The organism is Paenibacillus sp. USHLN196 (assembly GCF_037144955.1).
Classification (GTDB): Bacteria; Bacillota; Bacilli; order Paenibacillales; family Paenibacillaceae; genus Paenibacillus; species Paenibacillus xylanexedens_C.
The window spans coordinates 205,742-229,558 of record NZ_JBBCYH010000005.1; the positions used below are offsets into that span (position 1 = coordinate 205,742).

The window sequence follows — 23,817 nt, forward strand, 5'->3', positions numbered from 1 at the left end:
CCAGACGCCTGAACGTCTGGTTTTTCTCTTCACCTTTCCTGTACCATGCTTCCACTGCCACACAATGAAAGCATTACTATCCTTTTTTCTGCTCACCCATATCCTGTCGTTACTTCACTACAAACTTCACTCGTGTTCCATCTGGATATGTACTTAACTGATTCCCTACCCAAGAACCTGCACCGCGATTATCCTTCGGGGTAATGTACTGGATATCTGCACCTGTACCACCTTCTGAACACATCGCCATCGGCCACTCATCCCGATCCTTACCCTTTTTGACCGGAACACCCTTGAGTGACAAATCCCGATTCCCTTCTGCTCCACTACGATCAATGGTGCATACATCCGAATGCCCAGCCTTGATGGCAGCCTTAATATGGTTGGCCGTTTCGGGATAGCGCTCTGAAGGGAACGTAATGGTATGGTCTACACTCTTGTTAGTCCCACCGAATGGAGATGGTATCTCCTCCGGCCATTCTCCCCCAGCCCAGGCATAAAGGGCTACCAGCAGCATCGCTACCAACGTCAGTACCTGCTTTTTGAAGCCTTGCTTACCTTTGCGTTTTCGTCTTGTGCGTCTCTTACTCATGCTGTGTCTCCCCCATTCACCACTTGCATTATACCAGAACGCCCGTTCGTAAAACAATACAGTACAATAAAAAAACAGCCGAGACCGCCCGGCTGTTCTGATTGAATGATTATCCTACATTGGGAATGGCCTGTTGACGCAGCAATGGCAGTGTAACGTCAAACTGAGTACCTTTCCCCTCGGTACTCTCCACCGAAATCTGACCATTCATCAGTTCCAGCAGCTCTTTGCAGATGGTCAGACCAAGCCCGCTTCCACCAAATCGGCGTGCATGGGAGATGTCCGTCTGTGTAAATGCATCAAACAATTGTTCCATATGCTGCTGAGGAATGCCAATTCCTGTATCTCGTACGGAGAATACCAATACAACGGTGTCCATCAACTGTTGCTTGACATCCACCTGTAATTGCACTTCACCCTGTTCCGTGAATTTAATTGCATTGCTCAGCAAGTTATCCAGTACCTGCCGAAGTCTTAGCGGATCACCCACAAGCACATCAGGAACATTCAGATCAGCGTGGCAGAATAGACGTATTTGTTTATTCTGCGCCGCAGGCTCATGTATCTTCATAATCTGTTGAATCAGCTTCAGAGGCTGAAATTCAATGTTCTCCACATCCATTTTCCCTCTGCCCAGTTTCGCCATATCCAGACTATTGTTAATGATATTCAGGAGCGCCTCACCCGATTGACGTGCAATATCCAGATATTCTTTCTGCTCATCGTTGATTTCACCCATACTGGCAAGTTCAATCATGCCCATAATGCCGTTAAGCGGGGTACGAAGCTCGTGATTCAGCTTGCCGATGAATTCCAACTGTCCTCTGCTGTTCATCTCAGCCATGGAAGTCGCGAATTTCAACTGCTGTTCGGCATACTTCCGTTCAGAAATATCGTACTGAATGCCTACAAAATACAGACATTCTCCGGATTCATTGAAGATGGGGTCAATATTAAGTTCGTTCCAGAACTTCTGGCCACTTTTTGTATAATTTAAGATATCAATCTTAATGGACTGTTGCTTTTTTAATGCATCCCGAATCTGCATTACCGTTTCGGGGTCTGTGTCCTGTCCTTGCAAAAACCGACAATTCTGTCCAACAGACTCTGCATAGGTGTACCCTGTCAGCTGAGTGAAATGTTCATTTACATACATAAGCGGAAGCTCAGGCAGGGTGGCGTCGACCACCGTCACGGAGGATTTCACTTTCGAGATGATAAATTCCCATTGTAATGAGAGTTGATTATTTTGGCTCATGCCTTCCTCCTTCATCTCATACACGTTACTGTTTGTATATTCTGTTTTCGTACTTTATATGAAGATACAACTAACCGAATGGTATGTGTTGATATAAAAACAATATATTTTAATTGTAACACAGTTATTCAAATGATGTGATTCATGGGTAATAGTTGATAACTAACATTCGATTTAATTTAACTTATCATCAGGAGGAACACGTATGAAATTTCTGTTAATTATCATCATTATTATTCTGATTGTAGTCTTCTTTACCAGACGCAAACGTTGAGATGAGATCTGTTATGTAAGTCAAGAAAGGAAGATGGGTATGAGAACCCTCTTTTTTATATTCATGATCCTGTGCATTATCAATTTCTGTTTCCCAAAATTCGGCTGGTATCTACGATATGGCTGGATTTCCCGGGGTGAAACGGAGCCCAGCAGGCCTTATATGACTATGGTCAGAATGACCAGCTTGTTGATGTTGCTTATCGCCTTCACTCTGACTGTGGCATGAACTATAAGAAATCCGAAGACAACTGTCCTATTGGGCAGTTTCTTTTTTTGTGCTGAAATGACGGGAAAATGATAACTTTGTTTGTGGTGCGAAGATGACAATGGCCGTAATATAGACATATCGTTTCGGAAAGGACATCTTGGCATGAACATCGCATTTTATCCGTACTGGGCTGCCAAAACGCTGCTCTCGCTTATTAATATCATATATATCATGGTCATCACTGCGTATATTTACGGTCAGACTGGATCGGTACTCCATGCTGCGATGTTTCCATTCATTCGTATGATCGTACATATAACAGCAGGATTTACTTTACCATTACTTGTGAACCGTTTCCCATTTTCCAAACTGTTGATCGGCATTCCCCTAGTCAAAACATTCATCATGACCGGAATTGCGATTTCGTTGACTCACTTCAGCACACAACTGCCACTTCTGTTGATGGGAGTTATTCTTCTCTCCTTTTTGGAAGGATGGGAATCTACGTTACTGAATGCTCTAACGCCACGATTGGTTCAGGGAGAAGACCTGGTGAAGGCCAACAGCCTTCTCTCATTCTCCAATCAGACTGTCACCATTGTCGGGTATGCCATGACAGGATTCGCAGTGATGAACTGGGGTTCGTCACAGATATTCTGGGCAGCTACGAGCCTGTCCTGGGCCGTTCTGATCTTCCTGATTACCCTCGGCTCCCTTACACGGGATATTGTAGAACAACCCGGGAAATCTACCGTCAAGCGAGATGTCCTGCGAGAAGGCTGGAGTTTGCTTTGGAAGAACCCAACCTTACGATTGATTACGCTTATGGACATTGCCCAGGGTCTGGCCGGTTCCATCTGGATTGGTGCTATTACACTGGCCTTTGCAAAAGAAGCACTGGGACGAGGAGAAGGTTGGTGGGGACTCATGAACTCCAGTTACGCTGTTGGGACCCTGCTTGGTGGTATTCTGGCTCTTGCTCTGGCCAAATGGATTCAGAAGCACCTAATCGCCAGTATGACCATGGGGTCGCTTCTCTTCAGCCTGATGACCATTGCTTATGGTCTAAACAGCCTGCCATGGCTCGCGCTGGTGTTATGCCTACTTATGGGTTCAGTTTATCAGATTCGTGATGCGGCTCAGCAGACAGCGCTTCAGAGCAGTATCCCTGTCGAATCCCTATCCAAGGTATACGCCGCACATGGTATCTTAATCTCTACAGTCATGAGTATCTCCATCGTCATCTTTGGTCTAGTCGCTGATCAATTGGGCGTTCGATGGGTATACCTTATTGGTGCAGCATTGTTTATCGTGTCTGCGCTATGCTCTTTATCGTTGAGTCGGGTTCACAGGAACCAGCACATCGCTAAACATACGAAGAATATGTAAATCAAAAAGACGAGCAACCATCTGCTCGTCTCTCACATTCTCAATCCAATCGATAATCCGTCAGCGGCTTGCCTTGTTTATAATACAAAGCGGGTGACAATATATTGAAGAAAATATGCACATCCGGCATGTATGCTTCTTCCAGAATAGCCTGCAACGACGATGCAATCCGATTATGAATCTCCTGGTCACGTTGAAACATCAGAATCTCTATAGAAGCTGGAGAAGGTGTTAGCGCTTGTACATCATGACGCTCTGCCTTCATTCTCTCCCGTGGAATATGAGTAATAAGGGCCATCTGCTCTGTAATTTGGGGTACAACTTCCTCTAGCTGAGGACCTGTGAATCCTTTAAAGCGAATAAACGGCATTGCTATCCCTTCAATCTCTGTTAATAGTCTCTTATGTGATTTTAAGCACATTGTTTTCAGTTGTCAAATGTCACGAATGTCATACTACACTTCTTTTAACAGGAAAAGCCCCGCTGAAGTCTCAGCGGAGCCATTGCCTGCACGATTCTATACGCGACTTACAGCCAGAAAGATTTTGTGATGATTACGAGCAGAATGAACAGTACAAGAATTGCGCTTGTAGAAGTCCATCCGCCGCCAAATCCTCCAACATTACCACCACAACCGTATCCAACTTGACTCATTTGATTGGCCTCCTTTGAATTTCAAGGTATGCCATAACATATGCGTATTCAGCGCAAGTGACCGGGCGATTCGGCAAGTTCATCAGCCCATTCATTGGGATTTACGCCCCATGCTTTAAAAGGATGGACTGACAGTAATATTCATTCGGTTTTCTTGCGTCGTGTGACTTGAAGGAGCTATATCTCCTCTATTCAGAAGAATCGTACGAGTACGTGTATCACTATGAGAAGCCAGAACAACCTCTCCGTCCGGCGCTATACAATAGGCGATGGAAATGGAGATCTCGCTATCGCGGTATGAACCATCCGCATGGCTTGTCCCCATAACGACGCATTGATGCTGCAAGGCAATCTGCCTAGCCGCTTCGACCCATTCGCTATACTGTTCTTCACTGAACATCCCCACACCAATCGAATGCATAATGATGTCCACGTGGCCTATATTTTCGTTGCGAAATCCTTGCAGCACCAGCTCATCACACAATAAAGTGCTTATCACCCACCCTTGTTCTTCAACCACTTCAGCAGGTGTGTATTTGGCTTTCTCCAAGACAATCTCTCCAGCCTTATTGATGATGATTGATCGGTCCTTCGGACGTTCGTCCAGTCTGCGGTGACCTGATACAATCATGGTTCCGTATCCAGCCGCAAGGCGGCAAGCTTCCTCAACATTCTGGTTCAGATAACCTTCAGGAAAGAACAATACATCTGCATCAGGGTGTTGCTTGAGTTCGGCTTCAAGCTGCAGCAAATGCTGTTCGAGCCTCGGTTGTCCAATGATAATCTTCATCTGGCATCCCCCATTCATAAATAAAAGCCGGTTCATACCTGAATAAGGTACGAAACCGGCTTAAAGGTTGTACGGACAGAACTCCTGCTCACCGTACTTCGCTTCAAGAGTAATTGGTTCTCATGTTATTGCTCGGTGAAACAATTACCTTTACAGTTGAATGATATGTAGTTAGGCATTTCTACGTTCAATACTATCATATACAGCCTGTCCATCATAGCTTCGATCTGTAGCGATATCTTTCACCAAAAGGACACTGTTTGCATTTCCAGATAAAATACTCAGTGCCCCCAGTACCCAAGCTAATGGATACAATGCAACAAATAACATTTTCTTCATAGTTCTGTCTCCTTCTGTTGGAAATAGATAATTGGTTTAATATCCCAGTAATACGATGATCGTCTATTAAACGTTTCAATTTCTATATAAACAATACCCATTTCATACATACAGGAGACAAGACTACAACTACTTTGTTCAAATCAACTCGAAACTCTGGAGTAACGCTGCTGCCTCTTCATGATCGGGTTCCAGGGCCAGTACTTTATGGGTATAAGCCAGGGTTTCTTCTTCCAGTTCAAGTTCATAACAACACACAGCCAAGTCGTACAAGACTGCCGGATTATGGTTACTTGGATCTGCAACCAACGATATCTCCAGAAACCGTTTGGCATCCTCATACATATACATCTCATATAATAACTGCCCTGCCAGAAATGCGAGACCTCCTTGCTGCTCCATCACATAGTAGGACGACCACATCGTATGAATCCCAGACTGAATATCGAGCATTTCCTCATCACTTGCATCAGGAAGAAGACTGGAAATGTGCGTAGCACTGTGAATCAAGAACTCAGCATCATATCCGCCCAGACGCCAAAATGGTAAAATATGCTTCAACTCCATACTCTCTATCCGAGAGTCTACCCATTGTTTCATGCTGAAAAAGTCATCTGGTCCAAAACGCTCAACAAATCGATGATAGGCTAACCGCGTGTTCACATAATTCATCGGTTCTTCCACCATCAACATGCACCCAACATTCAGATCTTTATAATGATGTGTCGTGAATCGAGTATAGGCGCCCTTTTGTTCCAGGACATATTGAATCGCATGGTAATTGGCTGTTAGAGAAAAACTCCCGTGAAGAACGAATTCGGGTGGCTCTGCGAACTTCCAGTTATCCAGCCGATGATCCCCTTTATCAGCGGTAATCAACACATAACCTGACTGTGACAATTTGTTCAAGCGTTCAAGACAGGACAAGCCGATGGCAGGAAAAAGAATATGTGAATCCTCCAGCTCCGCCTTGTACAATGTGATCAGCTCCGAATACGGATAGTTATCTGCACTGTATTCGGGCGCCCGGCGATACTCATAATTCAGCGTCATGTTCTTCAGCATCTCAGCGGGATCAAGTTCACGATGATCTGGAGACTGAACAAGCAGATCACATTCATATATCTCGCCATCCCCAATATAGATTAGTTCCTGTGGGATGCTGTCAAAAAAGTAATTGGCAATCAACAACAACGGTTGTTTCAGATTACCCGGCTGAATAACCGTACCTGCGACGACCAATTTTAACTCCGTATCTTCCACAGCGTCAAAACGCGCAAAATCCAATATGCCTTGTTGAATAAAGGATTGCATCGATGGATGCTCTTTCCAGCCTAGCACATTCTCCGCTACAAGATCAGTCATCACATATCTGAATGGAGGTAACTCTATTCCGGCAAAATCCTTTAACTCGATCAGTTTAACGAGGATTTGATGCGCCAAACGCCCTACTCCCGCCCCAAGTTCCAGAATGGTCACAGTCTCGGTGATCTGTCCCTTGTTCGCGAGGTCCTGGAGAAAACCAAAAATCATCTCTGCATACGCAGTTGCAATCATTGGATTACTGGTAATATATTGAGGCACCTGATTCTCAGTCCAAGCCTCTAGCCCTTTCTGTTCATAGTAAGCTCGCTGCCAATCCCAGACCGGAGCTTCGCTGTAACGAAAACGTTGAATTTCATTTGACGTCATTAAACGTTAAACCTGCTTTCTATCTATAATTTCATAAGATTCTTAGATGTTCATGTATCACTTTATTATCGAATACCATTCCAATCTCTGTAATGTATTATATCATAGAACCTTATCGACTCGATGAAGTCAGTGTTCCCTTTCAACAAGAAAAAAACCTGCTTTTGAGGGCAGGCCTGTGATGTCCTTCATTTTAAAAACTGATTGATCTAATCCACTTTGGAGCAGGTGCACTCAACATTAATCGGAATACAAAACTCCGTCGAAGTTCTCAGGGCCAACACGGACTGTTCCCAACAAGTTAGAGCTCACAAATGCAGTATACGTCAATTGCGGTGTGATTGGCGGATTGAAGTCATCGGCAGAGAAGGTAATAATCTGAGGTGCCAGGATGCTCAAGCTAAACGTAGACGTTGCGGAATAGATAACAGGGTCTGTTGGCAAAGTTCCTCTGACAATCGTAATGGTTATACCAGCGATCGCTAATGGAAGTTGCACAGACACAGTTCCCTTGAACTGCACCCGCGGGTTTGCCCCAATGCCAGCAGTGGTTATCAAACCAATCTGTCCAAATAACTGAGGCGTGTTAATCACCAGAATAGGTATAGCAATAGAACCTGCCAAACTCGCATTCTGCGAGGTTCTTGCATCAATAAATTGACTCATGAAATCTACCTCCTATGGGTTGGGATAGGATAGTATATGCTAGATTTGGTGTGCGGCGTGGACATACACTGAGATGCGCAAAAAAGGGCATACCAACAATTCCTTGAGGATGATGACTTTTACCTTTTAATCCAGCCCCTAAATGAAGACAGAAAAAAAACCCTTGCTGAGCAAGGGTTTCAAGAATATGGGCCCTACAGGACTCGAACCTGTGACCAATCGGTTATGAGCCGACCGCTCTAACCAACTGAGCTAAGGGCCCTAGACATAATGTATAACGTGCAGATGATGGCTGTGAATCATCCAAGTGAAACTAAATTGCGGGGGCAGGATTTGAACCTGCGGCCTTCGGGTTATGAGCCCGACGAGCTACCGGGCTGCTCCACCCCGCGTCAGTAAAAAATATTAAAACAGCGACTTAATTAATATACACCATACTACCCTAATAAGTCAAGGGGTAATGTCAGGGAATAAAACGTACACCATAACGACCTTTGCGTGAACGATACACTTCGACTTCTGCCGGTTCATTGTGACCATAGATCCATCCGTCCTGTTCCATACGTTTGGCCAGACATCCTGCCTGAAATTTGGTTGCATACAACTTGCTGAAATATACCCAGTGCATACCGCTCGTCCTTCCCGGAGTCGTCATTTATTCCTGCTTTTTGTAGAATACCCCATTTCACATAAAAATAGCCGCCAAAGATTAAAATCTTCAGCGGCTATCCTTATCATGATATGACTACTTCATCCAATCTTATTGAAACGTAGCTTTAGGATCCTTTTTCAATTTCTCCAGCATCTCGTTTCCTTTAGCTGCCCACTCACCAAGCGCTTCTTTTGGTGTCTTTTTGTTCTCAAGTACTTGGTTGAAATATTCCATCCCTTTTTCGCTTACTTGCCATAAGCCTGGGGATTTTTGATACATTTTATCCAGATTGGTATTTGTTGGCGGAATCGGCTTCAGCGCATAGAATGCTTGAATGTTATAATCCAGGCCGTCTTTGGGCTTAATGAAGCTCTTCCGTGATACCATTTCATAGCTGCTACGTGCTTTGATCTTAGCCCAGTCCTCACTGTTCATGTACTTGATCAGTTCCCACGCATCATCCGGGTTCTGAGCCGCACTATTGATCGTCATGAGATTGCTCAAATAGATACTTCCCCCAATTTCAGGAGCTTCCGGGTGAACTGGAGGTGTGACAACATCCCAATCTACCTTCGTAAAATCTTTCATTTTATCTGCATTTTTATTCGCATCGATTAATTGATTAATATAACTATAATCACCAATAACCATGGCTGCCTTGCCACTCAGGAATAGATCACCCTGAACTGGATCATAACGTCCACTCGGATCCTGATCCTGTGGTTCATCGCCTTTAGGAATAACTTTGTCAATCGCAAGTTTGCTGATGGTGCTCCACACTTTCTCCCATTGAGGAGAATCTACGGTCATCTTCTCTGCTTTGTCATCAAACGTCTTCAGCTGCAACGAGCTGAAGTACTGCTGCATGGAGTAGTAAGGCGAACCACCCTGATATGTCGTGAAGGAGAAACCAAATACATGATCTTTACCTTCACCTTTCGTTAGGCGGGTACCCAGATTGAAAATATCGTCCCATGTCATGTTGTCCGTTGGCGGTTCCACGCCTGCTTTTGCAAACATGCCCTTGTTATAGAACAAAGCGGATGAGGAGAACGTTGGTGTCAATGCATAAATGCTCTGATCCCCAAGGTCCTTAATTCCCTCCAATACACTAGGCACTATATCACTGGTATCAAACTTATCTTCCTGCATCAGTGGGTCCAGCTGTTTCACCAGATTCTCCTGAATTAATGATTTCACTGTGGCGGTATCGGCCACGATAACGTCAACCGGGTTATCCCCAGTCATAATCTTTTTCAGACTCTCCATCGTATCCGGAACTTCAGGCTGTTCTTCCGTGTTGCCATACCCATACATGCTGCTCTGATCAACAGCAGCCACAATTTCGATGGTTACATTGGGATGTGTCAATTCAAAAGCATCAGTGAACTGCTGACGGAAGTAACTGTCATCCTGTCCTCCCCACAACGTTGCCACACGTAATACTCGCTGTTCCGTATCCTTGGCCTCACTTGCCGTACAGCCGGCAATCAGCGGCAGTGCCAGCGTCGCAGTAGCGATGACAGCCAGCACACGTTTTCCCCACAACCTGTTCTTCATCTTCCAATTCCCCCTCATTAATTATCTTGGCGGCGTAATAACAATACGTTCACCGTCAAATTCCAATGTAGCCCGATTATCAATGGATAAGGCCTCCAGATACTCTTTTGGCACCTGAAGCCGTCCTGCACGGTCTATAATGACAAATGCTTCATGGATGTCTGGCATACCCGCCTCGGACAAGTTATGTTCATCATCCAAATTTGGATTGCGCTTCACAAACTCGGTACTGGTCAAGCCGTCCCGAATCGCAACGATCCGGTCTACCTTGCCAGCAAGCGTCAAGTCATGGGTAACGATGACAATCGTAACGCCGAGTTCCTTGTTCATTCTTCGGAAAATGCCCATGATGGTATCACATGTCTCGGAATCGACCGAACCGGTTGGTTCATCTGCAAGCAGAATTTTGGGACGATTGGATAATGAGATCGCAATCGCTACCCGTTGTTGCTCTCCTCCTGACAATTGATGCAATTTGTTATGCATCCGATCCTTAAGGCCTACCCATTCGAGCAACTGTTTCGCGTAAGCACGATCACGCTTGCCTCTCAGAATCATGGGAGTCTCCACATTTTCCAGTGCAGTGAGATAAGGCAGCAAGTTACGACCGTTATTTTGCCAGATAAAACCTACCGTATGGCGTTTGTATTCGACCAATTGGGCATCTGTCATCTTGAGCAAATCCCAGTCTCCCACAACGGCCGTACCAGCCGTAGGACGATCAAGACCGCCCAGAATATTCAGCAGTGTGGATTTACCGCTACCGCTGTTACCGATGATGGCCATCATTTCACCTTGATTGACAGTCAGGTTGAGACCCTGAAGGGCAACGACTTCCACATCGCTGGATTTAAAAATTTTGACAAGTCCTTCGCATTGGATCACGTTTACCTCTCCTCTCCCATTTTGACCGCCTGGTGAACCCGCAGCCTGCGAATCTGCCAGAGCAACATCGTTGCACCAATGACCAGCATCACCAGGGTGACCCCATACAGTTGCAACATATCCTGCTGTTCAAACACAATCCGGAACGGAGGTACCTGAGCAGATACATTATCCGTCGTTTGCAGGAATGGCAGGAATAAACGACTGGATACTTGACCAATCCCAATACCCAGCAGGATCGACAGCCCCGCTGTGAACACCTGCTCCAGCAGCAGCATACCGCTCAGTTGTGCCCGGGATAACCCCATGGCCCGTAATACACCAAACTGCACAACACGGCCAGACAGGTTGAAGAACCAGTACAGCACGTATCCAATCAACGAGATAATAACCGATACCAGGAAACCAAGGCTCAGAATCCCGAATACGCCGCCTCGTGAAGGATGTTTGCCCTGAGATACCAATTCGGTGCGTACGTCACGCACAGACGATAACTCAATACCTTCTGCTGCGAGCTTCTCCATTAATGGAGCCACTTTGGCATCCGGTTCCATTTTCAGCCACACCTCATAAGGGATAAGAGGCACCTGATCATAGATATAATCCAGATTCGCCACGAAAAATGGCATCTGATCCGGATACTGGGCTGGCCAGTAAGGAATGATCCCAAACACGACGAATTCAATCGCCTGTCCCTGTACACCCATGGAGACAAGATCTCCAGTTTTGAGTTTGAATTTGTCAGCAAATTTGGAAGAGATCAATACAGCCCCTTCATATTTACCAAGCAAGTCAAGGTACTTGTAGGGATGTGCCGGGAACAGATCGTTGCGGAACCATGCTACTTGAGCAAAGTCCACATTATCAATTCCGACCAGCATCCCCTGTCCGCCCGATTTACCAGAGACGATAATATTGCCTTTGGTCTGCAGCACCCGTGCTGCATGTTCAACCCCATCTAATCTGCGGAACACTTCGAATGGAGGTTCGGAGTAGATGACTTTGGATGGCTGCGAAGAACCGCCACCGCCACCACCTGGAGCACCTCCACCGCCATTTCCTCCGCCGGAACCCCCACCAGCAGAACCTCCTCCTCCATTGCCACCACCTTGTTGACCTCCACCTGTACCGCCATTCTGTCCGGAACCACCGGGTTTAACCTCAGGTGTTCCTTCCCACACAGTCTGCATAATCACATCAGAACCATAACGGTACAAGGTACGCTCAGTGGAATTCAGATCAATCGTCCGAGCAGCCGCCGAGTTGTACACCCCAAGTCCCAGTGTCAGTACAAGGAGGATCATCAGCGGATAATATGAAGAAGATGAACGCGACAACTGTGTTAATGTCAGATACAGCGGGACCGGGAGAAACTTACGACCGATCAGCTGGATGAGCTTTAATATCCATGGGAACAAGCGCAGGAAGAATAGTCCAAGCGCAAAGATCGCGAGTGCGGGTACAAAGAACAGAAACGGCTGTACCTGCAGCTGATCGGTTGTCATTCCCGTCTGGAAGGTCAACATCTGACGTTCATAGAACAGGTAGTATCCATATCCAGCCAGACCCAGCAACACAACGTCCAGGAACCAGCGTTGCCATACTGGAGCACGGTCTGTCCGTGCTTGCCGCCGTTTGGCCGATACAATGGTTGCCCGTGCATAGGTTATCGCAGGGATAAGGGATGCGATGATCGCAACAAGGACTGCTGCTACGCCCAGGAGAATGGCTTCTTTGGATACACCGATCGGAATAGACTTCCGATCTACGAACGAGAGAAAGCCACTTGCTGAACCGATACTCTTGGCCATAAACCAACCGAGCAACGGCCCAATAACCAGTGCAATAGCGCCCAGAAATATCCCTTCAAGAAGGTAGAGAGAGAAGATCTGCCGAGCTGAAGCTCCACGGCTGCGCAATACCGCAATATCACTCTCTTGCTTTTGTAATGACTGTCTGGCATTCATGGCAATAAAATAAAAGACCATCGCAATCATCGGTGCTGCCAAGGTAAACAACATCGTCTGCAGTTGCAAACTCTGACTGCGGAACTGCTTAAGCAGATCACCAAAGGTGATGTCCACTTTTGTATCTTTCAGCCGCTGGTACAGATCGATATCCAGCCTTTCCAGCATGGAAGTCAGACCTGATAGCTGGCTGGTTTGAATTTCTTTCAGATCAAAGGCATAATACCAACGTGAATTCTGAAGTGGAATCCCTTTTTCCTTCAGTAAAACATCATTAAAAACCGATTCATCCACATAAAGTCCATTCATCATGCCGTCAAATCCCTGTACCCAGTAAGGACTGTTTGGATCATCTGCCTTGAAGGACCCCGTAATCTTCACACGTAAAGTGATATCAAGGCCGCTATACACCGGATATTCCAGAATATCGCCGATATGCAGATCGTTACGGTACATGCCTTCTTCCAACATGACTGCCTCGATGATATCGTCCTTAACCTGGTTGCCAGGTTTCACTCCGGCAGAATAATTCACCTGCGCATCCAGTCCACTCATCGTGCCCATACTCATACTGCGCACCCGGCTGGCGTCCACTTTGGTTGGATCTTCCGGGCTCACCTCTGTGCTGCGAATGGATCTGGAATTCACATACGTATGAAAAGGAAACCCTATATCCCGAGGAACATCCTCACGAATATAACGATCGACTTCATCCAGACCCCGTGTATCTGTCTTCACGCCACCGGGTGCCTGATAACTCATAAGCAACGAACCGGCTGGCAATCCTTCACTATTATCCTGCAGTGTCTGCGCGACGACCCGTTTCAGTGCACCATCGGCATACATTGGAATACTGACGGTGAACGCTACCGCCACAATCAAACCGATCAGTGTGCTGAAGGTCATCCAGCGTGTGTTCCACATTTTGCGGAACAGCAGCCGAAGCAATGGCAGCCCCATTAGCGTCCCACTACTTTCTGGCCTACGGTCAGACCTTTCAGAATCTCAACATCTGTCGACGTCTGCTGACCCACTTCAACGTCCACCTCACGCTTGCTGCCATCACTCTCCACCACTTGCACATACGTTCTTGAACCGATGGAGCGTAAAGCGGATACAGGAATCACAATCGCGTTCTCGGTACGCTGCGTCACGATGGAGACCGATAGTGGTGTCCCACGTTCCACACCTTTTGGCATTTTTGCAAGTGTAACGATAACATACTTATCCAGCGTTTCTTTCGTAGGAGGTGTACCGCCTTCACCCGTTCCTTCGCCACTACCGCTTCCCGATGCTTCCGCGATAGGCATGACTTTAATTTTGCCAGCAACTTTACCTGCTCCATTAATATCTACTTCTGCCTTCATACCCGCGGAGAACTTCTCAAGATCTTCCTTAGCAAAGGTAGCTGCCACAACCAGATTCGATGTATCCGCAATCGTTGCAATCGGATCATACGCTTTCACGGCTGCGCCTTTCTCTACCTGCACTGCAATAATGGTGCCACCAAACGGAGCAGTCAACGTGGCTTTGCCCAGTTGTTCCTCCAGATCAGCGAGTTCCTGGCGCAGTTCTTCAAACGCAATCGTTGCTTCTTCGAACTCCACCGGGTCCATCTCATCCTTCTTGCGAAGGGTTTCCTTCATTTGAACTTCGGATTTGCGAATAGCCAGTTTCTTGCCACGGATCTCTTTCTCTACACTTTCCACATCGAGCACGGCCAGAAGTTGACCCTTTTTCACTTTATCCCCTGGTTTAACATTTAACTCTTTGACATGCATGCCATCAAGCGTGAAGTACACCTTCTCTTCCCGCTGACTCATCATCTTACCGCTGCCACTTACTTTTTTCTCCAACGTTTCCGTCCGGACTTCATATTCCGGTTTCTTGGAGATCGTTGGTGGTGTGATAGGTGGAAGCACTTCTTCCTCTGTTTCTGACGGCAGCAATGAGCAGCCGGACATCGTTGCAACCATTATTGCACCAAGTACAATAAGTGCTGCGCGTTTCCCCCTCTTCGGAGCGGCCCCTTTACTTGATAAATCTGCCGTCCGCCATTTCATAAACATGGTCCGCAACCTCCAAAATAGTAGGATCGTGTGTTGTCATACATATCGTTACTTGTTCTACTTCAATAATATTGCGGAATACCGCCATAACCTGTGCGCCCATCTTGGAATCCAGTTCCGCTGTAGGCTCATCCGCAAGCAACAATCTGGGTCTGTGGGCAATCGCCTTGGCTATAGCCACCCGCTGCTGCTCTCCCCCGGACATCTCAAAAGGACGATGTTTCACCCGTTTGGATAGTCCTACCAGATCCAGACAATGACCAACCCTGTCCTTCCATTCCGCTCGTGGCACATCCGCCATTCGCAGCGACAACTCTACATTTTCCCAAGCAGACAATAAGGGCATTAGTGCATACGCCTGAAAAATAAAACCAATCTCCTTGCGCCGCAAAGCGGTTCGCCGCCGGTCTCCCCAATCCTGAAGAGGCTGACCGGAGAACAGAATGTCTCCACTTGAAGGCTGATCCAATCCACCGAGCATATTCAGCAACGTTGTTTTGCCTGAACCTGAACGCCCCTTCAGCATGACCAGTTGTTGCGGATTCACTTCCATATCAATGCCTTTGAGCACATGGATGATGCGACTGCCTGTCTGGAAACTGCGATGTACATTACGAACTTCCAGTACAGGTCCATCATATGGAGGCAGCATATCCTTCTTTGGTTTGATCTTCTTCTGGGGTTCATCAACGGTAGTGACAGCCGTTGCAGCCACTTCATCCGAACCAATTTCATTTTCAGATAAAGATGCTTCACTTGTCGGGTGCGCAGGTTCACTTATGTATGTATTTTCCCCCGACTCCGTCGATGCCTCCAACGGTGTTTCCTCCTGTTGATGTTCATCGCCTGACTGGCTCTTGGCAGATCTCTTTCTGGAAAATAAATTCTTCATGCCAGCAATCACGCTCATCCTTTCTTAAAATCCCGTTCATTTCTTCAAAAAACCTAAAATTAGTAATCTGTTCCATCCTACACTGAATTATAAACGACCGATCCCAACTAAAAGTTACAAGCTTTTTACAACGGTAGAGGGAAAAAGTTAATATTTTGATGAACAAACGAAAAAAGCATCCCAAAGTGCGGGATGCCTCTTGATATTCGATGGTTTTGCCGTTATGACAGCAAGTATTACAATTTTGATACTGTTCAGTCATGAACATTTTTTTGAGCTATCAATGATATTATTTACCAAATGAAGAAGGATCTTCACGCCAGGATTTGAGCAATTCAAAGTCACTCTCCTGAATCGTTCCCTGAGCCAAAGCCACATCCATCAGAGCCGTGTAATTGGACAACGTCTGAAGTGGAATTCCTGCGTCTTCGAATGCTTTAACACCCTTATCCAGCTGGTAGCTGAAGATAGCAAGCACGGCGAGAGGTGTTGCACCTGCTAGGCGTACCGCTTCTGCCGCTTTGATCGAACTGCCGCCTGTAGAGATCAGGTCTTCGATGACAACCACTTTTTGCCCTTCGGCAATCAGACCTTCAATCAAGTTCTCCTTACCGTGTCCTTTGGCTTTATCACGAATGTAGGCCATCGGCAGATTCAGCTTCTGGGCCACCCAGGCAGCATGCGGGATACCTGCGGTAGCCGTACCAGCAATGACTTCTGCATCCGGGTATTGGTTACGAATGATCGTTGCAAAGGCTTCAGCAATATCGTTACGAATCTCGGGATAGGACATCGTTAACCGGTTATCGCAGTATATCGGTGATTTGATGCCGGATGTCCATGTAAATGGCTGCTGCGGACGCAACGCCACGGCTTTGATTTTCAATAGTTGGGAAGCAATATGATTTGGAATCTCATTTAGTTCGATCATGCGTTCAACATCTCCTTCAAAATGGTTTCTGCCGCTTCTCGCGGATTGGGAGCGCCTGTAATCGGTCTGCCTACAACAATGTAATGACTGCCTCTGGCGATGGCTTCACCCGGCGTCAAGACGCGTGTCTGATCCCCCAGACCACTACCCGCTGGACGAATTCCTGGTGTAACGGTGTGAAAAGAACTGCCACACGCTGCCCGTATTGCGGGCACTTCCAGTGGGGAAGCAACTACTCCATCCAGTCCGGCCTCTTGGGCCAGGCCTGCATAACGAACCACAGCAGCTTCCACACTTCCCGGGATGCCGATCTCGTTATTCATCGTTTCCAGACTCGTACTGGTCAGTTGGGTGACTGCAATGATCTCAGGTCTCTGTAAAGATGGATCAGCAGCAATCGCCGCCTCAGCACCTTCACGTGCAGCACGCATCATAATGGTTCCGCCCGCTGCATGCACATTGAACATGTCTACACCCAGACGCGTGATACTCTCAGCTCCGCCACGAACCGTGTTGGGAATGTCATGCATTTTCACATCCAGAAAAACGGAGTAGCCTTTCGATTTCAACTCCCGAATAAAATCAGGTCCTGCTGCGTAGAACAGCTGCATGCCCACCTTCAGATAACAGGGAATGCCCTCAAGAGCTTGTACCAATTCTTGAGCTTCTTGCGCTCCAGGATAATCGAGTGCCACCATCAGACGGCCAGCCATTTCATTGAAATTCGTGTGATTCATCACCAGCGCTCCCTCCCACTTGCTCATTTTTTCCGTTTTTGCCCGATATAAAGGACATCCCGCCAGCCCACAGGCTGACTGATGTCCTTCATCAGAGACTTATTTATTTAACAAAGACAGGCATTGCTTCTGAAGAGAAGTTGATCGTTTGCAGCATGATCAGCAGCGCACGAATCGTATCCAATGAAGTCATACATACAATGCCGTTCTCTACCGCTTCACGACGGATACGGAATCCATCACGCTGCGGTGTTTTGCCTTTGGTCAGTGTGTTGAAGACAAAGTTCGCTTCGCCGCTACGAATCATATCCAGAATGTTCGGCGAACCTTCACTCAATTTGTTCACAGTCGTTACCGGAATGTTCGCTGCTTCAAGCGCAGCTGCTGTTCCGCCGGTAGCCATGATTTTGTAACCCAGTCTGTAGAAACCTTCGAGCAAAGGTACAGCTTCGTCCTTGTCTTTGTCTGCTACAGTCACGACAATCGCTCCGGTTGCCGGAATTTTCATTCCTGCTCCGATGAGACCTTTGAACAACGCTTTAGCATAATTCGGGTCACGACCCATAACCTCGCCTGTCGATTTCATCTCTGGTCCCAGGGTTGGTTCAACACGACGCAGCTTCGCGAAGGAGAAGACCGGAACTTTGACAGATACATGATCCGACTCAGGCCACAGCCCGTCGACATAACCAAGATCTTTCAGTTTCACACCCAGAATGGCTTGTGTTGCCAAGTTCGCCATCGGAATGTTGGTTACTTTGCTCAGGAATGGTACGGTACGGGACGAACGCGGGTTCACCTCTATAATGTACACTTGGCCACCATGGATAACAAACTGGATGTTGACCAAACCTACCGTTTTCAGTTCTTTCGCAATTTTGATTGTAATCTCTACAATTTTCTCTTTCATATCCTGGGACAGATGTTGAGGAGGATATACCGCGATGGAGTCACCAGAGTGAACCCCTGCACGCTCGATATGCTCCATGATTCCCGGAATCAATACCGTTTCACCATCGCAGATGGCATCAACCTCAACTTCTTTACCCATCATGTAACGGTCAATCAGGACCGGATGCTCCGGATTGATTTTAACCGCCTGTTCCATGTATGTCAGCAATTCAGCATCGGAGTATACAATCTCCATCGCACGACCGCCGAGTACATAGGAAGGACGAACCAGTACCGGGTAACCCAGACTTTGAGCTGTCTCTACCGCATCATCAACGGAAATGACCGTTTTACCTTTCGGCTGTGCAATCTCCAGACGGGAGAGTAGACGCTCGAACTTCTTGCGGTCCTCCGCCTCATCGATGCTTTCCAGATCCGTTCCGAGAATGGTTACACCTGCATTACGCAGTGGTGCTGCCAGGTTGATGGCCGTTTGACCACCGAACTGTACGATAACCCCTACTGGTTTCTCCTGTTCAATCACGTTCATGACATCTTCGAAGAAGAGCGGTTCAAAGTACAGGCGATCGGATGTATTAAAGTCCGTAGACACCGTCTCCGGGTTATTGTTGATAATGACTGCTTCATATCCTGCTTTTTGCAATGCCCATACTGCGTGTACAGTAGAGTAGTCGAACTCGATCCCTTGACCAATCCGGATTGGTCCTGAACCCAGTACCACAACTTTTTTCTTGTCTGAAGGGATTACTTCATTTTCTGTCTCGTAAGTTGAGTAGTAATATGGCGTTGTGGCTTCGAACTCAGCCGCACATGTATCTACCATTTTGTACACTGGGCGCAGGTTCTCTGCTTCCCGACGAGTTCTAACTTCCGCTTCAGTTGTTAATGTGCCTCCTGGTTGACCTTGCGCACGCAGTTCAGCAATGGCACGGTCTGTGAATCCAAGGCGTTTCGCTTGATACAGAATGTCGGAAGACAGTTCAGATTCTTCACGAATGCGATCTTCGAATGCGATTAGTCCTTCGATTTTGTCCAGGAACCACCAGTCGATCTTGGTCAGGTCTTGCAGTTGTTGCAACGTATACCCTCTGCGGAATGCTTCGGCAATCAGGAAGATACGCTCATCATCTGCTTTGATCAGACGCTCGTTCAGGGTAGCTTCGTCCAGCGTTTCTGCATCCTTCAGGTAAAGGCGATGTACGCCAATTTCCAGGGAACGCACTGCTTTGTGAATCGACTCTTCGAATGTTCTGCCAATAGCCATTACTTCGCCTGTTGCTTTCATCTGAGTTCCCAGTTTACGGTTCGCCGAGATGAACTTGTCGAACGGCCAGCGTGGGATTTTGCTCACGATATAATCCAGCGTAGGCTCGAAGCAAGCATACGTTTGGCCTGTTACCGGGTTCACGATTTCATCCAACGTGTAACCCATGGCAATTTTGGCAGCCATTTTTGCAATCGGATAACCCGTTGCTTTGGAAGCCAGAGCCGATGAACGGCTTACCCGTGGGTTTACTTCGATAACATAGTACTGGAAGCTGTGTGGGTCCAGTGCAAACTGTACGTTACATCCACCTTCGATGTTCAGGGCACGGATGATTTTCAGGGAAGCTGAACGCAGCATTTGATATTCACGGTCCGACAGGGTTTGGCTTGGTGCTACAACGATACTGTCGCCTGTATGAACACCTACCGGGTCAAAGTTTTCCATGTTGCAGACAACGATACAGTTATCGTTTTTGTCCCGCATAACCTCATACTCGACTTCTTTCATGCCTGCAATGCTCTTCTCGACCAGACATTGCCCGATCGGGCTGTAACGAATTCCCGCTGCCACCGTCTCGCGCAGCTCTTCTTCGTTCGCACAGATTCCGCCGCCTGTTCCGCCCAGTGTATAGGCTGGACGCACGATGATTGGATAACCAATCTCATTTGCAAATTCAAGTGATTCTTCAAGTGTCGTTACAATGACACTCTCTGGTACAGGTTGTTCCAATTCACGCATAAGGTCACGGAACAGATCGCGATCTTCCGCTTTCTCGATGGATGTCAGTTGCGTTCCGAGCAATTTCACATTTTCACGTTCCAGCACGCCTGCACGAGCCAGCTCCACAGCCATGTTCAGACCTGTTTGACCACCCAGGGTTGGCAACAAGCCGTCTGGACGCTCCTGACGAATGATTTGGGTTACAAAATCCAGAGTGATTGGCTCAATGTAGACTTTGTCAGCCATGTTCGTATCCGTCATAATGGTCGCCGGGTTGCTGTTGATAAGTACAACTTCCACGCCTTCTTCTTTCAGTGCCTGGCAAGCTTGTGTACCGGCATAGTCGAACTCGGCCGCTTGACCGATGACGATTGGACCGGAACCAATCACCAGGATTTTTTTGAGATCTTTGTTAATCGGCATGTTATTGTGCTCCTTTCACTGCGGCTGCCAACACGGCTTGACGCGGCTTTTGCGGGTTAGTGATTTTGTGCTCGCGAATCATATCGATGAAGCGGTCAAACAGATAGCTGTTGTCGTAAGGACCCGGGGCAGCTTCAGGGTGATATTGAACCGAGAATGCCGGGAAAGATTTATGTTTCAGACCTTCAATGGTTTTATCGTTATTGTTGATATGTGTAACTTCCAGGTCCGTACTCTTCACAGACTCTTCGTTTACGGTAAATCCATGGTTCTGGGATGTGATGAAGCAACGTCCACTCTCCAGTTCTTTCACCGGGTGGTTTCCTCCGCGATGTCCAAACTTGAGTTTTTCGGTATCTGCTCCTGCCGCAAGTGCGAACAACTGGTGACCCAGGCAGATGCCGAAGATCGGGTACTCGCCAAGCAGTTCACTGATCATGTTAACCGCGTGAGGTACGTCTTTCGGGTCCCCAGGGCCGTTGGACAGTTGAATCCCGTCCGGGTTCAGGCGACGAATCTCGTCTGCTGTTATATCGTGCGGAACAACGACAACATCACAGTTGCGTTTGCTAAGTTCACGCAAGATCCCTGTTTTGGCACCGTAATCCACGAGTACAATACGTTCAGCCGTTCCCGGGCTGTTGTATACATGCTCCGTAGAAGTCATTGGCACCTGGTTGCGCAGCTCGGCGATAGTGGTGTCTCCCATCATCTCCAGCAGTTCTTCCACAGGCTTCGATCCTGTTGTGAGAATTCCCTTCATTGTGCCGTGGTGACGAATCCGGCGAGTCAACATGCGTGTATCAATTTCGCTGATTCCTACGATACCGTATTCCTTGAGCAGATTGTCTACGCTATACTCCGCACGCCAGTTACTTGGCGTTGGTTCATGACGACGCACCACGAAACCGTGTACGTATGGACGAATCGACTCGAAGTCATCACGCGTAATGCCGTAGTTTCCGATCAGCGGATACGTCATGGTCACGATTTGACCGCAATAGGAAGGATCCGAAAGCACCTCTTGATAGCCTGTAATTCCCGTATTAAAAACGACCTCACCTGTAGTTTCACCTTCAGCACCGAATGCTTTCCCGGTGAACAGTGTGCCGTCTTCCAACAATAATCTTGCCTGTGCCTGCATCCCATTTCACTCCTCTGTGTTTATCAACGTTGAATACTTTGAGTTGAACATGGGGGACGTTACGTTTGGTGCGGCTCCGTGGGCAGAAAACCCTTTGATCGCTGTTATCCCCGGATTACTTTGATCCCAATCTTCAAATGGAGTAATCCGGTGATAAAGGCGAACGCTTTGCTTCTTCGGGTTCTTTCTGCCCTCTCCGCAGTTACGTTGGTGTCCATGTTCAAAAGCATTATTCAACTGTGTTTTGTTTCGTATGTTAGACTCTCGGCATGATTTGCCTCGAGTTAGTTGAAAAGATGTTACTGTTGTGCAAATTGTAGATTAGAGTTATAAAGACTTGTTTTCGAAAATTCAAGTAATAAGGTCTAATGATTTATGATTCATTGAGTTACCAAGGTGCTGTTTTATTGTTGTACAGTGTTGCTCCATACGTTTTTGCCATCCACCCATGTTTGTACGGCCCAGCCTTTCAGCTTCCAGCCTGTGAACGGGGTATTTCTTCCTTTGGTTGCGAACGTTGCAGGATCAACTGTTTTTTCTTCGTTCAGGTCAATCATCGTAATATCCGCTGGTGCTCCCTCTTCGAGCTTGCCTGTATCCAGTCGGAATACACGTGCCGGATCAGCAGTCATTCGTTTCACCAGGAAATCCAAGCTCCACAGTCCTGTTTCCACAAACTTTGTGTACAACAGCGGGAAGGCTGTTTCGAATCCTACGATTCCGAAAGGTGCCAGTTCCATGCCTTTGGCTTTCTCTTCTTCACTGTGTGGCGCGTGGTCAGTTACGATCATGTCCAGCGTGCCATCCAGCAATCCTTCGATACAAGCCTGCACATCGCGTGGTGAGCGTAGCGGCGGGTTCATTTTCCAGTTAGCGTCCATGCCCGGGATATCTTCATCCGACAACACCAGATGGTGCGGACACACCTCAGCAGTTACTTTAATGCCGATGGACTTCGCCAGACGGATCAGGCGAACCGACTGTTCTGTACTTACGTGGCAGACGTGGTAATGAACTCCCGTTGCTTCTGCGAGCAGGATATCACGGCCCACGTGGATGGCCTCGGATTCATTTGGAATCCCTTTGATGCCGTGACGCTTCGAAAACTCGCCTTCCGTCACATATCCACCAACAACCAGTGAGTCATCTTCACAGTGTGCAATAACCGGCATATCCATACTTGCCGCGAGGCTCATGGCATCCTTCATCATTTGGGCATTTTGTACGCCTACACCATCATCCGTGAATCCAATGGCACCAGCTTCTTTTAATGCGGCAAAATCGGTAAGTTCACGACCCAGTTCGTTTTTTGTAATGGCTGCATAAGGCAACACTTTCACCAGATCAGCTTCTTTGGCTTTATCCAATACCAGTTTCACAACTTCCGCTGTATCTGTAACTGGTCTCGTGTTCGGCATGCAAGCGATTGTTGTAAAACCACCTTGTGCTGCTGAACGGGCACCTGTCTCGATTGTCTCTTTGTGTTCGAATCCAGGTTCACGCAGATGCACGTGCATATCGATCAATCCGGGAATGACCAGTTTGCCTGATGCGTCTGTCACATGATGCGCTGACTTTTCGGCATCCAGTACAACTTGGTCTTCCAGACCAGCGATCTTTTTAATTTTACCTTCATCTATAATGATGGTTTTCCGTTCAAGTTCCCCTTGTTGGTTCAAGATGTTCGCGTTCTTTATAATCTGTAGCATAATTGTCCTCCGCTTCGGTTCTGTCCGGCTTACCAGGCAAGCCGGATGATTTTCTTTATCGTGTACTCTCATATTGCTCTATAAG

The 23,817-nt window shown here is 47.2% G+C and carries 21 protein-coding genes and 2 tRNA genes; 2 read left to right on the forward strand and 21 right to left on the reverse strand.

What is annotated here, in order from left to right; translation table 11 throughout:
* Positions 1-109 precede the first annotated feature (109 nt).
* Together WFI24_RS14410 and WFI24_RS14415 are read right to left on the reverse strand one after the other, a co-directional pair.
* Positions 110-592, reverse strand: a complete 483-nt coding sequence (locus WFI24_RS14410; RefSeq protein ID WP_336761803.1) for a NucA/NucB deoxyribonuclease domain-containing protein — start codon at positions 590-592, stop codon at positions 110-112.
* A gap of 109 nt (positions 593-701) precedes the next feature.
* Complete coding sequence (locus WFI24_RS14415) at positions 702-1,850, reverse strand: sensor histidine kinase (RefSeq protein ID WP_336761804.1); 1,149 nt, start codon at positions 1,848-1,850, stop codon at positions 702-704.
* A 313-nt stretch (positions 1,851-2,163) separates the two neighbouring features.
* Between WFI24_RS14415 and WFI24_RS14420 the strand changes: the two genes are divergently transcribed.
* Positions 2,164-2,352 carry a DUF6199 family natural product biosynthesis protein gene (locus WFI24_RS14420; protein WP_336761806.1) on the forward strand — a complete coding sequence of 63 codons (189 nt, stop codon included), beginning with the start codon at positions 2,164-2,166 and terminating at the stop codon, positions 2,350-2,352.
* 144 nt (positions 2,353-2,496) lie between these two features.
* Entirely contained in the window at positions 2,497-3,723 is a 1,227-nt protein-coding gene (locus WFI24_RS14425) for an MFS transporter (protein WP_336761808.1), read from the forward strand.
* 40 nt (positions 3,724-3,763) lie between these two features.
* Here the strand turns inward: WFI24_RS14425 and WFI24_RS14430 are convergent, their stop codons facing one another.
* The 19 genes from WFI24_RS14430 to WFI24_RS14520 form a co-directional block, all read right to left on the reverse strand.
* Entirely contained in the window at positions 3,764-4,093 is a 330-nt protein-coding gene (locus WFI24_RS14430) for a DUF1904 family protein (protein ID WP_145323102.1), read from the reverse strand.
* A 158-nt stretch (positions 4,094-4,251) separates the two neighbouring features.
* Positions 4,252-4,377: a sporulation protein YjcZ gene (locus WFI24_RS14435; RefSeq protein ID WP_083657089.1), complete on the reverse strand. Its 126-nt coding sequence runs from the start codon at positions 4,375-4,377 to the stop codon at positions 4,252-4,254.
* Positions 4,378-4,492: 115 nt separating this feature from the next.
* Positions 4,493-5,167: a hypothetical protein gene (locus WFI24_RS14440; protein ID WP_336761813.1), complete on the reverse strand. Its 675-nt coding sequence runs from the start codon at positions 5,165-5,167 to the stop codon at positions 4,493-4,495.
* Between the two features lie 171 nt (positions 5,168-5,338).
* On the reverse strand, positions 5,339-5,506 hold the full coding sequence (locus WFI24_RS14445; RefSeq protein ID WP_336761815.1) for a hypothetical protein: 168 nt from the start codon (positions 5,504-5,506) through the stop codon (positions 5,339-5,341).
* A 138-nt stretch (positions 5,507-5,644) separates the two neighbouring features.
* On the reverse strand, positions 5,645-7,198 hold the full coding sequence (locus WFI24_RS14450) for a tetratricopeptide repeat protein (protein ID WP_336761817.1): 1,554 nt from the start codon (positions 7,196-7,198) through the stop codon (positions 5,645-5,647).
* A gap of 240 nt (positions 7,199-7,438) precedes the next feature.
* Entirely contained in the window at positions 7,439-7,864 is a 426-nt protein-coding gene (locus tag WFI24_RS14455) for a hypothetical protein (protein WP_336761819.1), read from the reverse strand.
* A gap of 188 nt (positions 7,865-8,052) precedes the next feature.
* Positions 8,053-8,126: transfer RNA gene (locus tag WFI24_RS14460), tRNA-Ile, on the reverse strand.
* Positions 8,127-8,182: 56 nt separating this feature from the next.
* A tRNA-Met gene (locus WFI24_RS14465) sits at positions 8,183-8,256 on the reverse strand.
* 71 nt (positions 8,257-8,327) lie between these two features.
* Positions 8,328-8,492, reverse strand: coding sequence for a hypothetical protein (locus WFI24_RS14470; protein WP_017687342.1), 165 nt, complete (start codon positions 8,490-8,492; stop codon positions 8,328-8,330).
* Between the two features lie 132 nt (positions 8,493-8,624).
* Positions 8,625-10,076, reverse strand: coding sequence for an ABC transporter substrate-binding protein (locus WFI24_RS14475; RefSeq protein WP_336761821.1), 1,452 nt, complete (start codon positions 10,074-10,076; stop codon positions 8,625-8,627).
* Between the two features lie 21 nt (positions 10,077-10,097).
* Positions 10,098-10,961 carry an ABC transporter ATP-binding protein gene (locus WFI24_RS14480; protein ID WP_336761823.1) on the reverse strand — a complete coding sequence of 288 codons (864 nt, stop codon included), beginning with the start codon at positions 10,959-10,961 and terminating at the stop codon, positions 10,098-10,100.
* A 2-nt stretch (positions 10,962-10,963) separates the two neighbouring features.
* On the reverse strand, positions 10,964-13,888 hold the full coding sequence (locus tag WFI24_RS14485) for an ABC transporter permease (protein ID WP_336761825.1): 2,925 nt from the start codon (positions 13,886-13,888) through the stop codon (positions 10,964-10,966).
* Positions 13,888-14,997, reverse strand: coding sequence for an efflux RND transporter periplasmic adaptor subunit (locus tag WFI24_RS14490; RefSeq protein WP_336761827.1), 1,110 nt, complete (start codon positions 14,995-14,997; stop codon positions 13,888-13,890). Before WFI24_RS14490 ends, WFI24_RS14485 begins: the two co-directional genes overlap by 1 nt.
* Entirely contained in the window at positions 14,960-15,907 is a 948-nt protein-coding gene (locus WFI24_RS14495) for an ABC transporter ATP-binding protein (RefSeq protein WP_336761829.1), read from the reverse strand. Before WFI24_RS14495 ends, WFI24_RS14490 begins: the two co-directional genes overlap by 38 nt.
* A gap of 271 nt (positions 15,908-16,178) precedes the next feature.
* A complete protein-coding gene (gene pyrE, locus WFI24_RS14500; RefSeq protein WP_336761831.1) occupies positions 16,179-16,820 on the reverse strand; it encodes an orotate phosphoribosyltransferase in 642 nt (213 codons plus the stop codon).
* Positions 16,817-17,557 carry an orotidine-5'-phosphate decarboxylase gene (gene pyrF, locus WFI24_RS14505; protein ID WP_336761833.1) on the reverse strand — a complete coding sequence of 247 codons (741 nt, stop codon included), beginning with the start codon at positions 17,555-17,557 and terminating at the stop codon, positions 16,817-16,819. The genes pyrE and pyrF overlap by 4 nt, the downstream gene beginning before the upstream one ends.
* Positions 17,558-17,660: 103 nt before the next feature.
* Positions 17,661-20,879, reverse strand: a complete 3,219-nt coding sequence (gene carB / locus WFI24_RS14510; RefSeq protein ID WP_145323137.1) for a carbamoyl-phosphate synthase large subunit — start codon at positions 20,877-20,879, stop codon at positions 17,661-17,663.
* Position 20,880: 1 nt separating this feature from the next.
* On the reverse strand, positions 20,881-22,023 hold the full coding sequence (carA, locus tag WFI24_RS14515; RefSeq protein WP_336761835.1) for a glutamine-hydrolyzing carbamoyl-phosphate synthase small subunit: 1,143 nt from the start codon (positions 22,021-22,023) through the stop codon (positions 20,881-20,883).
* Positions 22,024-22,427: 404 nt separating this feature from the next.
* Positions 22,428-23,732, reverse strand: a complete 1,305-nt coding sequence (locus tag WFI24_RS14520) for a dihydroorotase (protein WP_336761837.1) — start codon at positions 23,730-23,732, stop codon at positions 22,428-22,430.
* Between the last annotated feature and the right edge of the window lie 85 nt (positions 23,733-23,817).

What these genes read in the sequence shown, in the direction of transcription:
- WFI24_RS14470 (WP_017687342.1), bottom strand. Translation starts at nt 8,492, where the DNA reads ATGCACTGGGTATATTTCAGCAAGTTGTATGCAACCAAATTTCAGGCA.
- WFI24_RS14425 (WP_336761808.1), top strand. Translation starts at nt 2,497, where the DNA reads ATGAACATCGCATTTTATCCGTACTGGGCTGCCAAAACGCTGCTCTCG.
- WFI24_RS14415 (WP_336761804.1), bottom strand. Translation starts at nt 1,850, where the DNA reads ATGAGCCAAAATAATCAACTCTCATTACAATGGGAATTTATCATCTCG.
- WFI24_RS14410 (WP_336761803.1), bottom strand. Translation starts at nt 592, where the DNA reads ATGAGTAAGAGACGCACAAGACGAAAACGCAAAGGTAAGCAAGGCTTC.
- WFI24_RS14450 (WP_336761817.1), bottom strand. Translation starts at nt 7,198, where the DNA reads ATGACGTCAAATGAAATTCAACGTTTTCGTTACAGCGAAGCTCCGGTC.
- WFI24_RS14435 (WP_083657089.1), bottom strand. Translation starts at nt 4,377, where the DNA reads ATGAGTCAAGTTGGATACGGTTGTGGTGGTAATGTTGGAGGATTTGGC.
- WFI24_RS14520 (WP_336761837.1), bottom strand. Translation starts at nt 23,732, where the DNA reads ATGCTACAGATTATAAAGAACGCGAACATCTTGAACCAACAAGGGGAA.
- WFI24_RS14495 (WP_336761829.1), bottom strand. Translation starts at nt 15,907, where the DNA reads ATGAGCGTGATTGCTGGCATGAAGAATTTATTTTCCAGAAAGAGATCT.
- carA (WP_336761835.1), bottom strand. Translation starts at nt 22,023, where the DNA reads ATGCAGGCACAGGCAAGATTATTGTTGGAAGACGGCACACTGTTCACC.
- carB (WP_145323137.1), bottom strand. Translation starts at nt 20,879, where the DNA reads ATGCCGATTAACAAAGATCTCAAAAAAATCCTGGTGATTGGTTCCGGT.
- WFI24_RS14430 (WP_145323102.1), bottom strand. Translation starts at nt 4,093, where the DNA reads ATGCCGTTTATTCGCTTTAAAGGATTCACAGGTCCTCAGCTAGAGGAA.
- pyrF (WP_336761833.1), bottom strand. Translation starts at nt 17,557, where the DNA reads ATGAATCACACGAATTTCAATGAAATGGCTGGCCGTCTGATGGTGGCA.
- pyrE (WP_336761831.1), bottom strand. Translation starts at nt 16,820, where the DNA reads ATGATCGAACTAAATGAGATTCCAAATCATATTGCTTCCCAACTATTG.
- WFI24_RS14445 (WP_336761815.1), bottom strand. Translation starts at nt 5,506, where the DNA reads ATGAAGAAAATGTTATTTGTTGCATTGTATCCATTAGCTTGGGTACTG.
- WFI24_RS14485 (WP_336761825.1), bottom strand. Translation starts at nt 13,888, where the DNA reads ATGGGGCTGCCATTGCTTCGGCTGCTGTTCCGCAAAATGTGGAACACA.
- WFI24_RS14490 (WP_336761827.1), bottom strand. Translation starts at nt 14,997, where the DNA reads ATGTTTATGAAATGGCGGACGGCAGATTTATCAAGTAAAGGGGCCGCT.
- WFI24_RS14475 (WP_336761821.1), bottom strand. Translation starts at nt 10,076, where the DNA reads ATGAAGAACAGGTTGTGGGGAAAACGTGTGCTGGCTGTCATCGCTACT.
- WFI24_RS14440 (WP_336761813.1), bottom strand. Translation starts at nt 5,167, where the DNA reads ATGAAGATTATCATTGGACAACCGAGGCTCGAACAGCATTTGCTGCAG.
- WFI24_RS14420 (WP_336761806.1), top strand. Translation starts at nt 2,164, where the DNA reads ATGAGAACCCTCTTTTTTATATTCATGATCCTGTGCATTATCAATTTC.
- WFI24_RS14455 (WP_336761819.1), bottom strand. Translation starts at nt 7,864, where the DNA reads ATGAGTCAATTTATTGATGCAAGAACCTCGCAGAATGCGAGTTTGGCA.